The sequence below is a fragment of the Burkholderia sp. 22PA0099 genome, from assembly GCF_047497165.1.
GTDB lineage: Bacteria > Pseudomonadota > Gammaproteobacteria > Burkholderiales > Burkholderiaceae > Burkholderia.
On the sequence record NZ_CP163165.1, the window covers coordinates 3,821,352 to 3,833,916 of the forward strand.

At 66.6% G+C, this 12,565-nt stretch carries 12 protein-coding genes; 5 read left to right on the forward strand and 7 right to left on the reverse strand.

From position 1 onward, the window contains the following. Positions 1–21 precede the first annotated feature (21 nt). From folK to panB, 3 genes are read left to right on the forward strand one after another with little or no spacing between them, the layout of a single operon-like run. A complete protein-coding gene (gene folK / locus AB4851_RS32315) occupies positions 22–555 on the forward strand; it encodes a 2-amino-4-hydroxy-6-hydroxymethyldihydropteridine diphosphokinase (protein ID WP_414443999.1) in 534 nt (177 codons plus the stop codon). A gap of 11 nt (positions 556–566) precedes the next feature. Continuing rightward, positions 567–1,250, forward strand: coding sequence for a deoxynucleoside kinase (locus tag AB4851_RS32320; protein WP_414451998.1), 684 nt, complete (start codon positions 567–569; stop codon positions 1,248–1,250). 46 nt (positions 1,251–1,296) lie between these two features. Then, positions 1,297–2,112: a 3-methyl-2-oxobutanoate hydroxymethyltransferase gene (gene panB, locus AB4851_RS32325; RefSeq protein WP_414443997.1), complete on the forward strand. Its 816-nt coding sequence runs from the start codon at positions 1,297–1,299 to the stop codon at positions 2,110–2,112. A 102-nt stretch (positions 2,113–2,214) separates the two neighbouring features. On the opposite strand, the gene pabB is transcribed toward panB, so the two are convergent. From pabB to grpE, 4 genes are all read right to left on the reverse strand, one after another. Beyond that, positions 2,215–4,086 carry an aminodeoxychorismate synthase component I gene (gene pabB, locus AB4851_RS32330; RefSeq protein ID WP_414450302.1) on the reverse strand — a complete coding sequence of 624 codons (1,872 nt, stop codon included), beginning with the start codon at positions 4,084–4,086 and terminating at the stop codon, positions 2,215–2,217. 33 nt (positions 4,087–4,119) lie between these two features. After that, positions 4,120–5,256, reverse strand: coding sequence for a molecular chaperone DnaJ (dnaJ, locus tag AB4851_RS32335; protein ID WP_414443995.1), 1,137 nt, complete (start codon positions 5,254–5,256; stop codon positions 4,120–4,122). A 214-nt stretch (positions 5,257–5,470) separates the two neighbouring features. Next, positions 5,471–7,423 (reverse strand): molecular chaperone DnaK, encoded by a 1,953-nt coding sequence (dnaK, locus tag AB4851_RS32340; RefSeq protein ID WP_414443994.1) that lies wholly within the window; start codon positions 7,421–7,423, stop codon positions 5,471–5,473. A gap of 401 nt (positions 7,424–7,824) precedes the next feature. Continuing rightward, positions 7,825–8,379, reverse strand: a complete 555-nt coding sequence (grpE, locus tag AB4851_RS32345) for a nucleotide exchange factor GrpE (RefSeq protein WP_414443993.1) — start codon at positions 8,377–8,379, stop codon at positions 7,825–7,827. A 365-nt stretch (positions 8,380–8,744) separates the two neighbouring features. Between grpE and AB4851_RS32350 the strand changes: the two genes are divergently transcribed. Further along, a complete protein-coding gene (locus tag AB4851_RS32350) occupies positions 8,745–8,906 on the forward strand; it encodes a hypothetical protein (protein ID WP_414443992.1) in 162 nt (53 codons plus the stop codon). Here AB4851_RS32350 and AB4851_RS32355 read toward each other — a convergent pair. From AB4851_RS32355 to hrcA, 3 genes are all read right to left on the reverse strand, one after another. Then, positions 8,878–9,285, reverse strand: coding sequence for an RNA-binding S4 domain-containing protein (locus AB4851_RS32355; RefSeq protein ID WP_414443991.1), 408 nt, complete (start codon positions 9,283–9,285; stop codon positions 8,878–8,880). The genes AB4851_RS32350 and AB4851_RS32355 overlap by 29 nt on opposite strands. Positions 9,286–9,334: 49 nt before the next feature. Further along, positions 9,335–10,402 carry a ferrochelatase gene (gene hemH, locus AB4851_RS32360; protein WP_414450303.1) on the reverse strand — a complete coding sequence of 356 codons (1,068 nt, stop codon included), beginning with the start codon at positions 10,400–10,402 and terminating at the stop codon, positions 9,335–9,337. 116 nt (positions 10,403–10,518) lie between these two features. Then, positions 10,519–11,544, reverse strand: a complete 1,026-nt coding sequence (gene hrcA, locus AB4851_RS32365) for a heat-inducible transcriptional repressor HrcA (protein WP_414443989.1) — start codon at positions 11,542–11,544, stop codon at positions 10,519–10,521. Positions 11,545–11,655: 111 nt separating this feature from the next. Between hrcA and AB4851_RS32370 the strand changes: the two genes are divergently transcribed. Then, on the forward strand, positions 11,656–12,558 hold the full coding sequence (locus tag AB4851_RS32370; protein ID WP_414443988.1) for an NAD kinase: 903 nt from the start codon (positions 11,656–11,658) through the stop codon (positions 12,556–12,558). The last annotated feature ends 7 nt before the right edge of the window (positions 12,559–12,565 follow it).

Below are 12,565 nucleotides of genomic sequence, written 5' to 3' on the forward strand. Positions count from 1 at the left end.
ACGACGCAGGAAGTGGATGCCATGACGGTTGCTTATCTCGGGCTCGGCGCGAATCTCGGCGATGCGCGCCAGGCATTGAAGGATGCGGTGGTCTGCCTCGCGCAACAGTGCGGCGCGGTCGTCGTGCTCGGCAAATCGAGCCTCTATCGTACGGCCCCGATCGACGCGGGCGGCGACGATTACTACAACTGCGCGGTCAAGATCGAGACGCGGCTGCCGGCGCGCGAATTGCTGAAGCTGTGTCAGCAGATCGAGCACCACTTCGGCCGCGAGCGGCCGTTCCACAACGCGCCGCGCACGCTCGACATCGACATCCTGCTGTACGGCGAACACACCATCGACGAACCCGATCTGGTGGTGCCCCATCCGCGCCTCACGGGCCGCGCCTTCGTGCTGGTGCCGCTGATCGAGCTCGATCCGGCGCTGGCGATCCCGATCCACGGCAGCGCGCAGGCGTTTCTGACGGCGGTGTCGGACCAGCGCATCGAGAAGGTCCAAACCTGCCAGTGCCTGATGGCGATGAAGGCCGCGAACGACAAAAGCCGCTGCCCATGAACGCCACGCCGTTGACTGCCGCACCGCTGACCGTCACACCGCCCGATTCGCGCCCGCCCTATCGCCATATCGCGATCGAGGGGCCGATCGGCGTCGGCAAGACCACGCTCGCGCAGCTGATCGCCGAACGCTGGGCGATGCGCACGCTGCTCGAACGCCCGCAGGACAACCCGTTTCTCGAACGCTTCTACCGCGAAGGCGCACGTCATGCGCTGCCGGCGCAGTTGTCGTTCGCATTGCAGCGCGCGCAGCAGGCGCAGGAGCTGGCTGCGGCTCAAGCCGCCGGCCTCGCGCTGGTGGCCGATTTCATGCCGCAGAAGAACGACATCTTCGCGCGGCTCACGCTCGGCGACGACGAATGGCAGCTGTATCGCACGCTCGCCGAACGGATCGACGTGCCGGCCCCGGCGCCCGATCTGGTCGTGTATCTGCAGGCCAGCCCCGAGGTGCTCTACGCGCGTATCCAGAAGCGCGGCATCCCGATGGAGCTGCAGATCGGCGACGCCTACCTGCGCTCGCTGTGCGACGCCTACAACGAATTCTTCTACCACTACGACCGCACGCCGGTCCTCACCGTCGCGGCGGAACACCTGAATCCGCTCGACTCGCCCGACGACCTTGCACTGCTGATGACCCGCATCGAAACCATGCGCGGCCGCAAGGAATCCTTCGTCAAGGGTGGCGCCGACCGCTGAAACGCGTCGGTGGCCGCCTGTGTTTTCTCACGAACCGGATCTCCCCATGACCTATCTCCAGGAATCGAGCCGACCGGCCGTTACCGTGCCGAAGCTGCAGCAGATGCGCGAGGCCGGCGACAGGATCGCGATGCTGACCTGCTACGACGCCAGCTTCGCGGCGCTGCTCGACCGCGCCGGCGTCGACGCGCTGCTGATCGGCGATTCGCTCGGCAACGTGCTGCAAGGCCAGGCCACCACGCTGCCGGTCACGCTCGACGAGATCGCGTATCACACGGCCTGCGTGGCGCGCGCCCAGCCGCGCGCGCTGATCGTGGCCGACCTGCCGTTCGGCACCTACGGCACGCCGGCCCAGGCGTTCGACAGCTCGGTGAAGCTGATGCGCGCGGGCGCGCAGATGGTCAAGCTCGAAGGCGGCGAATGGCTGGCCGAGACGGTGCGCTTCCTGGTGGAGCGCGCGATTCCGGTGTGTCCGCACCTTGGGCTCACGCCGCAATCGGTGCACGCGTTCGGCGGCTTCAAGGTGCAAGGCAAGACCGAGGCCGGCGCGGCGCAACTGCTGCGCGACGCGAAGGCGCTGGAGCAGGCCGGCGGCCAGTTGATGGTGCTCGAAGCGGTGCCCACGCTGCTCGCCTCGGAACTGACGCAATCCATCACCACGCCGACCATCGGCATCGGCGCCGGCGCGAGCTGCTCGGGCCAGGTGCTGGTGCTGCACGACATGCTGGGCGTGTTTCCCGGCAAGCGCCCGCGCTTCGTCAAGGATTTCATGCACGGCCAGCCGAGCATTTTCGCGGCGGTCGAAGCCTATGTGCGCGCCGTCAAGGACGGCAGCTTCCCCGGCCCCGAGCATTCGTTCTGAGTGATCGCGGCGGCGGCAGCCGCTGCGGATACCGATACGAATAAAAAAGCGCGGCACCCTGAACCGGGTGCCGCGCTTTTTTCATGGGGCCGCGATCCGGGTTCAAATGCGCCGCAACGTCGCCTCCACCGCACCACGCAACGCGTTGCAGATCAGCAGGCCATCGGCACGCGCCAGATCGTCGGGCGTCAGCACCCGCTCGCTGGCGCCGAACCCGGCATCGTCGAGCAACGCCGCGCGCATCACGCCCGGCAGCAGGCCGCTGGCCAGCGGCGGCGTGAACCAGCGGCCGTCGAGCCGCACGAACACGTTGCTGCGCCCCCCTTCGGTCAGCTCGCCGCGCTCGTTGACGAACAGCATGTCGAACGCGCCCGCCGCCTCGGCTTCGCGCCACGCGCGATCGTATTCGGCGCGACGCGTGGTCTTGTGCGCGAGCAGCAGATCCGACGCGTGTATCGGCGCGAAGCCGTGCTCGGCGGCCAGCAGCACCGCGACGGTGGGCGAAGCCAGCGGTGCGAGCGCCGCGCCCGTCAGGGCCAGCGTGCCGTCCTTGGACAGCGCCGCACGCAGGCGATACGCATCGTCACCCTCGATCCCGCCCACATGCGCCGCGATCCGCGCCTGCACGGCCGTCGCGTCGAACGCGAAGCCGAGCGCCTCGGCGCTGGCGCCAAGCCGCGCGAGATGGCGATCGAGATGGCGCACGCCGCCGGCGCGCGTCGCCTGCATCGTTTCGAACAACTGGAAGCCGGGGTCGGCATCGGTCAGGAATTTCGCTTTCAATTCGCACTCCGCATATTCGTCGGCCGCCGCGCTGTCGAGCACGATGCCCGCGCCGACGCCCATCATGCCGGGCCGGTAACCGTCGGCACGCGGCGCATCGAGCGACAGCGTGCGGATCGTCACCGACAGACAGAAATCGCCGCACGCGCTGCCGGCCGGCGCGGCGTCGAGCCAGCCGAGCGCGCCGGTGTACAGCCCGCGCGGCGTCGATTCGATCGCATCGATCAGCGCCATCGTAGCGTGCTTGGGCGCGCCGGTGATCGAGCCGCACGGAAACAGCGCGCGCAGCATGTCGGCGAAGCCGGCGTCGGGCCGCGCCTCGGCCTCGACGGTCGAGGTCATCTGCCACACCGACGCATACGGCTCGACCGTAAACAGCGCCGGCACGCGCACCGAACCCGTGACCGCGACGCGCGACACGTCGTTGCGCAGCAGGTCGACGATCATCAAGTTCTCGGCGCGGTTCTTTGCGTCGTTGGCGAGAAAGCTGGCTGCGCGTGCGTCGGCGGCCGCATCGGCCGAACGCGGCGCGGTGCCCTTCATCGGCCGCGTGCGCAGCCGCACGCCCGTCTTCTCGACAAACAGTTCGGGCGAGCACGAGACAATCCAGCGCGCGTCGGGCAACGCGATCAGCGCGCCGTAACGCACCGCCTGCCGCGCACGCAGCCGCCGATACAGCGCGAGCGGCGAGCCGTAGGCGTCGAAGCCGAGCCGGTAGGTGTAGTTGACCTGATAGGAATCGCCGGCGCGCAGCGCGGCATGGATCGCGTCGATCGACACATCGAAAGCTTCGCGCGTGACGCTCTTTTGCAAGCGCGCCACGCCGGCCGCCGACGGCTCGGCTGCATCCTGCCCTGCGTGTCCTGCGTGCTCATCATGCGCGGCGAGCCACGCATCGGCCTCGTCGCGCGAGAGCCGTTGCAGCCCGGCAAACAGCAGGAAGCGCAGCGGTGCGCTGCCCGCCACGCCGCGCTGCAGGTTGCGGCCGAACGCATAATCGCCGAGCACCAGCGCATGCAGCCCGCCGTCGAGATCGGCTGCCACGGCCGCGCACACCGCATCGAGCTGCGCCGGGTCGGTACACGTCCGTTCGTGCACATAGCCCGTGTACAAACGACTCGACCGCGCGGACGCGGTCGAATCGCAATCGTCGAGGAGCGCGAACGGCGCGCCCGCTTCGTCGTGAGTCATGTGGCGAGAATCATGATGCCGGCCGCGCTTCGATCACTCGAAGAAGCTCTTCACGCGGTCGAACCAGCTCTTGCCTTGCGGGCTGTGACGGCCACCGCCTTCAGCCAGCGACTTCTCGAACTGCTTGAGCAGATCGCGCTGCGAATCGGTCAGCTTGACCGGCGTTTCGATCTGCACGTGCACGTAGAGATCGCCGGCAATGCTCGAACGCAGGCCCTTGATGCCCTTGCCGCGCAGGCGGAACGTCTTGCCCGACTGCGTGCCTTCCGGCACCGGGAACGATGCGCGGCCGGCCAGCGTCGGCACCTCGATATCGCCACCCAGCGCGGCCGTGGTGAACGCGATCGGCATCTGGCAGTGCAGATCGTCGCCGTCGCGCTCGAACACCGAGTGCGACTTGATGTGGATTTCCACATACAGATCGCCCGATGGCCCGCCGTTGATGCCCGGCTCGCCGTTGCCGGCCGAGCGAATCCGCATGCCGTCGTCGATGCCGGCCGGGATCTTCACTTCCAGCGTCTTGGTTTCCTTCACCTTGCCCGAGCCGTGGCAATGCGCGCACGGATCGGGGATGTAGGTGCCGGTGCCATGGCACTTCGGGCAGGTCTGCTGGATGCTGAAGAAGCCCTGCGACATGCGCACCGAGCCCTGGCCATGACAGGTCGGGCAGGTGTCGGGCTTGGTGCCCGGCTTCGCGCCGCTGCCGTGACAGACTTCGCACGATACCCAGCTCGGCACGCGGATCTGTGTCTCGTAGCCGTGCGCGGCCTGTTCGAGCGTGATCTCCATGCTGTAGCGCAGGTCGGCGCCGCGATACACCTGCGGGCCGCCACGGCCGCCGCGCGAAGCGCCGCCCGCGGCCTGGCCGAAGATGTCGCCGAAGATGTCGCCGAATGCGTCGGCAAAGCCGCCGAAGCCCTGTGCGCCGGCACCGCCCATGTTCGGATCGACGCCCGCGTGGCCGTACTGATCGTACGCGGCACGCTTCTGTTCGTCCGAGAGCATTTCATAGGCTTCCTTCCCCTCCTTGAAACGCTCTTCCGCATCCTTGCTGTCCGGATTGCGGTCGGGGTGGTACTTCATCGCGAGCTTGCGATATGCCTTCTTGATTTCGTCGTCGCTCGCGTTCTTCGCAACGCCCAGAACCTCGTAGTAATCCCGTTTCGCCATATCGGTAATGCCGCCACACGCGATGCGCGAGCGGCTCCTCTCGCTTCCAGTAAAGTCTTGCGACCTGTAGAACGGCGCTCGCGCACCGTCCCGCCATAAAACAAATGTGCCCGGAGGGCCGTGAGGCCCGCCAGGCGCAAGGTGATCCGGACCGTCCGGCAGTGACGGATCGAATCGGTGGCGGCCGTGCCGCGCGGCACGGCCGCGGCCCGACTTAGTCCTTCTTCACTTCCTTGAAGTCGGCATCGACGACATCGTCGGCCGCGTTCGCGGCACCCGCGTGGGCACCTTCCGCACCGGCCGCACCGCCGGCTGCCGCGGCGCCTGCCTGCTGCGCCTGCATGTCGGCGTACATCTTCTCGCCGAGCTTCTGCGAGGCCGTCGACAGCGCTTCGACCTTCGCGTCGATCACGTCCTTCTCGGCCGCGTGATCCTTCAGCACGTCTTCCAGTTCCTTCAGTGCCGCTTCGATCTTGTCCTTCTCGCCCGCGTCGAGCTTGTCGCCGTATTCCGCGACCGCCTTCTTCGTGCTGTGGACCAGCGCGTCACCCTGGTTACGGGCATCGGCGCGCTCGCGCAGCTTCTGGTCTTCGGCCGCGTTCGCTTCGGCGTCCTTGATCATCTGATCGATTTCGGCATCGGACAGGCCCGAGTTCGCCTTGATCGTGATCTTGTTTTCCTTGCCGGTCGCCTTGTCCTTCGCGCCGACGTGCAGGATGCCGTTCGCGTCGATGTCGAACGTCACTTCGATCTGCGGCACGCCGCGCGGTGCCGGCGGGATGCCTTCCAGGTTGAACTCGCCGAGCGCCTTGTTGCTGATGGCCATCTCGCGTTCGCCCTGGTACACCTTGATCGTCACGGCGCCCTGGTTGTCGTCGGCCGTCGAGTAGACCTGAGCGTGCTTGGTCGGGATCGTGGTGTTCTTGTTGATCATCTTCGTCATCACGCCGCCGAGCGTTTCGATGCCGAGCGACAGCGGGGTCACGTCGAGCAGCAGCACGTCCTTGCGGTCGCCCGACAGCACCTGGCCCTGGATCGCCGCGCCAACCGCGACGGCTTCGTCCGGGTTCACGTCACGGCGCGGGTCCTTGCCGAAGAATTCCTTCACCTTCTCCTGCACCTTCGGCATGCGCGTCTGACCGCCGACCATGATCACGTCGTCGATGTCCGACACCTTGACGCCGGCATCCTTGATCGCGGTGCGGCACGGCTCGATGGTGCGCTCGACCAGATCCTCGACCAGCGCTTCCAGCTTGGCGCGCGTGATCTTCAGGTTCAAGTGCTTCGGACCCGATGCGTCGGCCGTGATGTACGGCAGGTTGATTTCGGTCTGCTGGCTCGACGACAGCTCGATCTTGGCCTTTTCAGCGGCTTCCTTCAGGCGTTGCAGCGCGAGCACGTCCTTCGACAGGTCGACGCCCTGCTCCTTCTTGAACTCGCCGATGATGTAATCGATGATGCGCTGGTCGAAATCCTCGCCGCCGAGGAACGTGTCGCCGTTGGTCGACAGCACTTCGAACTGCATTTCGCCGTCGACGTCGGCGATTTCGATGATCGAGACGTCGAACGTGCCGCCGCCCAGGTCATACACGGCGATCTTGCGGTCGCCCTTTTCGGCTTTATCCAGGCCGAACGCGAGCGCGGCCGCGGTCGGCTCGTTGATGATGCGCTTCACTTCGAGGCCGGCGATGCGGCCGGCATCCTTGGTGGCCTGGCGCTGGCTGTCGTTGAAGTACGCCGGCACCGTGATCACGGCTTCCGTGACGGTTTCGCCGAGGTAATCTTCGGCCGTCTTCTTCATCTTGCGCAGCACTTCGGCCGACACCTGCGGCGGCGCCAGCTTTTCGCCGTGCGCTTCGACCCAGGCGTCGCCGTTGTCGGCCTTGACGATGGCGTACGGCATCAGGCCGATGTCCTTCTGGACTTCCTTCTCTTCGAAGCGACGGCCGATCAGGCGCTTGACCGCGAACAGGGTGTTACGGGGGTTGGTCACCGATTGACGCTTGGCGGGCGCACCGACCAGCACTTCGTTGTCGTCCATGTAAGCGATGATCGACGGCGTGGTGCGGGTGCCTTCCGAATTCTCGATGACCTTGACCTGATTGCCTTCCATCACGGCCACGCACGAGTTCGTGGTGCCGAGGTCAATACCGATGATCTTTCCCATTTTTCGTAATCTCCAGAAACGCTGTTTGCTGCGGCTTTTCGGGGCTTTTTCCCGGTTTTGCCGCGCCGAATTCAACTCTGCACACGAAATAGGTGCGACCGCGCCGTTTTCAAGACCCCGAACACGATGCGGCTATTCAATTTTTTCAATCGCCGGCGGCACGCGGCCGAACGGCGATCGGGGCCGAAACAATCCGACCCCGAAAAACGACAACGGGCAAGCGAGGAAACGACGCGCGGGGCGATCCATGCCGGGCCAGCCGGCGGCATCGCCTTGCGATTCGCCGAAGGCGAACCGGCTTCATCGCGGCGCGGATCAGGACCCACGCGCCGCCGGCCGGCTTTCCCGCCGGCCTCCCCAACCTGAGGGGCGCGCTCGGGGCGCGCCGCCTTCCTTTTTGCTTACTTCGGCTGCGCGACCGTCACGAGCGCCGGGCGCAGCACGCGGTCGGCAATCGTATAGCCCTTTTGCAACACGTTGACGACGGTGTTGGCTTCCTGCTCGGCCGGCACCATCGAGATCGCCTGATGCTGATGCGGATCAAATTTCGCGCCCACCGGGTTGATCACGTTCACGCGGCCCTTTTCGAGCGCGTTGTTGAGCTGGCGCAAGGTCAATTCGACGCCTTCGCGAATCTTCGCGACGTCGTCCGACGTGTCGCCCACGGCCGCTTCGAGGCTGTCGATCACCGGCAGCAGGTGCTCGGCGAAGCTTTCGATGGCGAACTTGTGCGCCTTGGCGACGTCTTCCTGTGCACGGCGGCGCGCGTTTTCGGTTTCGGCCTTCGCGCGCAGGAAGTGCTCCTGCAGCTCGGCAACCTTGGCTTGCGCTTCGGCCAGCGCGGCGTCGGCTTCGGCGGCCTGCGGCACGTCGGCCTGGGCCGGCTGAGCAGCCTGTGCGTCGCGGCCGGTTTCGTCGGCCGGTTGAGCAGCCGGATTCTCTTGCGTGTTTTCCATGTCGCTGAAATCGATTGGGTGAATGAAAGCCAGCCCGGCGGCACGCTGCGGACAAGGCCCGTGGCCTGCCTGCCGAGCAACAGAAACCCACATAGGGCCGAAAACAACAATTTCAAGAGGGTCTTTCGGCGGTTCGCGTCCGATCGGCAGGATCGACCCGCAACCGGCCGTAACAACCGTTACCACCACCCCACTGGATCGGCCCCGGACGCTGCACTACACTGCGTCTGAGGCTGCCCGGACCCACCCCGACGCGGCCCGATTCGTCGGATCATTTCGAACGACGCACAGCGCGCGCGCACCACTCACCGGCCGCCGCCTTCCGATTGCGGACCCGTTCCGCTGGCCGTCCCAAGGGGAGTACCGTGAAATTGACCTTTGTCATTTCGGTGGTCGCGCTGGTACTCGTGGCCGGCACCACCACCATCTGCATGTCGGGCGCCGTCACCGATCGCACCACCGAATACGGCAGCGCGCGGGCGACGTTCGAGCCCACCTTCAGCGCCCATTCGAAAGTTTGTCGATGATCCGGCGGTCGCGCTTGGTCGGGCGGCCGTGCATCTCGGCGGCCGGCTCGCGATAATGCCGTCGCCGATCGAGTTCGGCAAGCCGTTTCGCCCGCCCTTCCGCGGTTTCCGAATACAAGGTCTGAGCGATGCTAGCCGGGCCGCGCAGGTCGCAGATCCCGAGCACTTCCACTTGCCAGACCACCGTTTCGATGGTGATTTCCACACGATCGCCCACCCGCACGTCCTTCGACGGCTTGACGGCCGCGCCGCCGATCCGCACCCGGCCCTTCTCGACGGCGTCGGTGGCCAGCGAGCGCGTCTTGAAGAAGCGCGCCGCCCATAGCCATTTGTCGATCCGCAGCTTGGCGCCCGGTTCGGTCGAAATCCGGTAGTTCATCGGCTTGATTCCGCTTCGTGACGGTGAATGAGGCTCGGGCCGCCCCGGTTCAGGCGGCCGTCTCGGCCGGCACCGCCACGCGCGCCGGCCAGCCCTGCAGGTTTTCCGCGACGATCTGGCCCAGCGCGTCGATCCAGGCCGGCGACGCATTCAGGCACGGAATGCGGTGGAACGCGCCACCGCCGGCATGCAGGAATTCGTCGCGCACTTCCATGCCGATTTCCTCGATGGTTTCGAGGCAATCGGACGTGAAGCCGGGGCAGAACACGTCGGCGCGCTTGACGCCGGCCGCGCCGAGTTCGCGCAGCGTCGGCGCCGTGTACGGCTGCAGCCATTCGGCCTTGCCGAAGCGCGACTGGAACGTGACGAGGCATTCGAGCGAGCCGAGGCCGAGCGTGGCGATCAGCAGCGCCGCCGTTTGCTGGCACTGGTCATGGTACGGATCGCCGAGGTCGAGCGTGCGCTTCGGCACGCCGTGGAAACTGAGCACCAGCTTGTCGCCGGCCGCGAAATCGGGGCGACCGTGCTCGGCCCAGTAATGCAGCACCTGCTCGGCCAGCGCATGAATATAGGCGGGATGGTCGGCGTAGTGGCGCACCGTGCGCACTTCGAGCTGGTTGCGCATGCGCCCCAGCGCGGCGAACGCCGCGTCGAACGCGGTTGCCGTGGTGGACGACGAATACTGCGGATACAGCGGCATCAGCAGCACCCGTTCCGCGCCCGCGTGCTTCAACTGGCCGAGCACCGTGCCGATGTCGGGCGTGCCGTAGCGCATCGCGTAATCGACCATCACCTGATAGCTGTTGGCGGCGAACAGCGGCCGCAGGCCTTCGACCTGCCGCTCGGTGTGCACGCGCAACGGCGAGCCTTCGGGAGTCCAGACGGTCGCGTATTTCTTCGCCGAGGCGCGCGAGCGGAACGGCAGGATCAGCCCGCGCAGGATCGGCTGCCAGGCGATGGCCGGGATTTCCACCACGCGCGGATCGGACAGGAATTGCGCCAGATAGCGCCGCACGGCGCCCGGCGTGGGCGCGTCGGGCGTGCCGAGATTGACGAGCAGAACGGCGATGCGATGCGCCGGCGCGTGTTGCGACGGCGGCTCGAGATCAAAACGCATGAACGGGGATGGGCCTGGGCACCGGATCGAACGAGCCTCATTATAGCGACGGCCCACGACCCGGCGACACGAGACGGCGAAAGGCCGACGCGCCAATCGGGGCAATAGCGAACGGCTTACTGGTTGCCGCTCAAGGTCAGCGACAGCAGCCGCGCCGTGATGTCGACGATCGGGATCACGCGGTTGTAGGCCATCCGCGTCGGCCCGATCACGCCGAGCGTGCCGACGATCTTGCCGTTCACCTCATAGGGCGCGGTGACGACGCTCATCTCGTCGATCGGCACCAGCGTCGATTCCCCGCCGATGAAGATCTGCACGCCCTGCGCATGGCTCGACACGTCGAGCAGTTGCAGCAGGCTGGTTTTCTGGTCGAACACGTCGAACAGCTTGCGCAGCCGCGCCATGTCGGACGACAGATCCGCCACTTCGAGCAGGTTGCGCTCGCCCGAGATCAGCAGCGTGTCGCCGTCGTCGGGCGTTTCGGTGCTGGCCGTGACGGCGGCGTGCATCAGTGCGGTCACGTCGTCGCGCAGCGCGTCGATTTCCTCGCGCAGGCGGCGGCGCACCTCGTCGAACGACAGCCCGGCGAAATTGGCGTTGATATAGTTCGAGGCCTCGGTCAGCTGCGACGGCGAATAATCGCGCTGGGTGGCCATCATGCGGTTCTGCACGTCGCCCTCGGGCGTGACGATGATCAGCAGGATCCGCTTGTCGGACAGCCGCATGAATTCGACCTGCTTGAACACATGGCTGCGGCGCGGGGTCAGCACCACGCCGGCGAACTGCGACAGGTTGGACAGCACGCTGGCGGCGGCGGCCACCACCTTCTGCTGCGGCTCGCCCGCCTGCAGGGTGGTTTGCACGAGCCGCGTGAGCGCGTCGCTGTCGATCGGCGATTCGACCGACAGCATGGTGTCGACGAACAGCCGATAGCCGCGTGGCGTCGGTACGCGCCCGGCGGAGGTGTGCGGGCTCGAAACGAGGCCAAGCTCCTCCAGGTCGGACATCACGTTGCGGATGGTGGCCGGGCTCAGCTCGAGCCCGGAATACCGGGACAACGTGCGCGAGCCGACCGGCTGACCGTCGGCGATATACCGTTCGATCAGGGTTTTCAGGAGGGTGCGTGCGCGGGGATCTAACATGGTCGAAAATTCTAGCGCAAGCGCGCGGCGCCCGCGAGGGTTGCGGCGCCAAGGCGCCCTCGGCCTCCCGGCCGGTTCCTTTTCGTCATCCAGCTATGGTGTAATGCCGCCATGAATACCGGCAACCAGTTCCAGACCGTGGCGCTCGTCGGGCGCAGCAACACCCCCGGCATCGCCGAACCGCTCGCCGCGCTGGCCGCTGCCATCGTGAAGCGAGGGCTCGAAGTCGTCTTCGAGGCAGCCACCGCGCAAGAATACGGCATCAAGGGCCATCCGGCGCTGACACCCACCGAAATCGGCGCGCGCGCCGACGTCGCGATCGTGCTCGGCGGCGACGGCACCATGCTCGGCATCGGCCGCCAGCTTGCCCCCTACCGCACCCCGCTGATCGGCATCAACCACGGCCGGCTGGGCTTCATCACCGATATCTCGGCCTCCGAGATGCTCGACCTGGTGCCGCTGATGCTGTCGGGCAGCTTCGAGCGCGAGGAACGCACGCTGCTCGAAGCGCGCATCGTGCGCAACGGCGAGCCGATCTATCACGCGCTGGCCTTCAACGACGTGGTGGTGAACCGCAGCGGCTTCTCCGGGATGGCCGAATTACGGGTCTCGGTGGACGGCCGCTTCATGTACAACCAGCGCTCGGACGGCCTGATCGTGGCCACCCCCACCGGCTCCACGGCCTACGCGCTGTCGTCGGCCGGCCCGATCCTGCATCCGCAACTGCAGGGCATCGTGCTGGTGCCGATCGCCCCGCACGCGCTGTCGAACCGGCCGATCGTGCTGCCCGACGACGTCAAGGTCGGCATCCAGATCATCGGCGGGCGTGACGTCAACGTGAACTTCGACATGCAGTCGTTCACGGCGCTGCAACTGAACGACACCATCGAGGTGCGCCGCTCGCGCCACACGGTGCCATTCCTGCATCCGGTCGGCTACAGCTTCTACACGACGCTGCGCAAGAAGCTGCACTGGAACGAGCATCCGTCGCACGACGACGATCCGGAATCCTGACGCGGCC

Coding starts and splice junctions, on each gene's coding strand:
- dnaJ (WP_414443995.1), bottom strand. CDS start 5,256: ATGGCGAAACGGGATTACTACGAGGTTCTGGGCGTTGCGAAGAACGCG.
- pabB (WP_414450302.1), bottom strand. CDS start 4,086: ATGACTCACGACGAAGCGGGCGCGCCGTTCGCGCTCCTCGACGATTGC.
- folK (WP_414443999.1), top strand. CDS start 22: ATGACGGTTGCTTATCTCGGGCTCGGCGCGAATCTCGGCGATGCGCGC.
- hrcA (WP_414443989.1), bottom strand. CDS start 11,544: ATGTTAGATCCCCGCGCACGCACCCTCCTGAAAACCCTGATCGAACGG.
- hemH (WP_414450303.1), bottom strand. CDS start 10,402: ATGCGTTTTGATCTCGAGCCGCCGTCGCAACACGCGCCGGCGCATCGC.
- AB4851_RS32355 (WP_414443991.1), bottom strand. CDS start 9,285: ATGAACTACCGGATTTCGACCGAACCGGGCGCCAAGCTGCGGATCGAC.
- panB (WP_414443997.1), top strand. CDS start 1,297: ATGACCTATCTCCAGGAATCGAGCCGACCGGCCGTTACCGTGCCGAAG.
- AB4851_RS32370 (WP_414443988.1), top strand. CDS start 11,656: ATGAATACCGGCAACCAGTTCCAGACCGTGGCGCTCGTCGGGCGCAGC.
- grpE (WP_414443993.1), bottom strand. CDS start 8,379: ATGGAAAACACGCAAGAGAATCCGGCTGCTCAACCGGCCGACGAAACC.
- dnaK (WP_414443994.1), bottom strand. CDS start 7,423: ATGGGAAAGATCATCGGTATTGACCTCGGCACCACGAACTCGTGCGTG.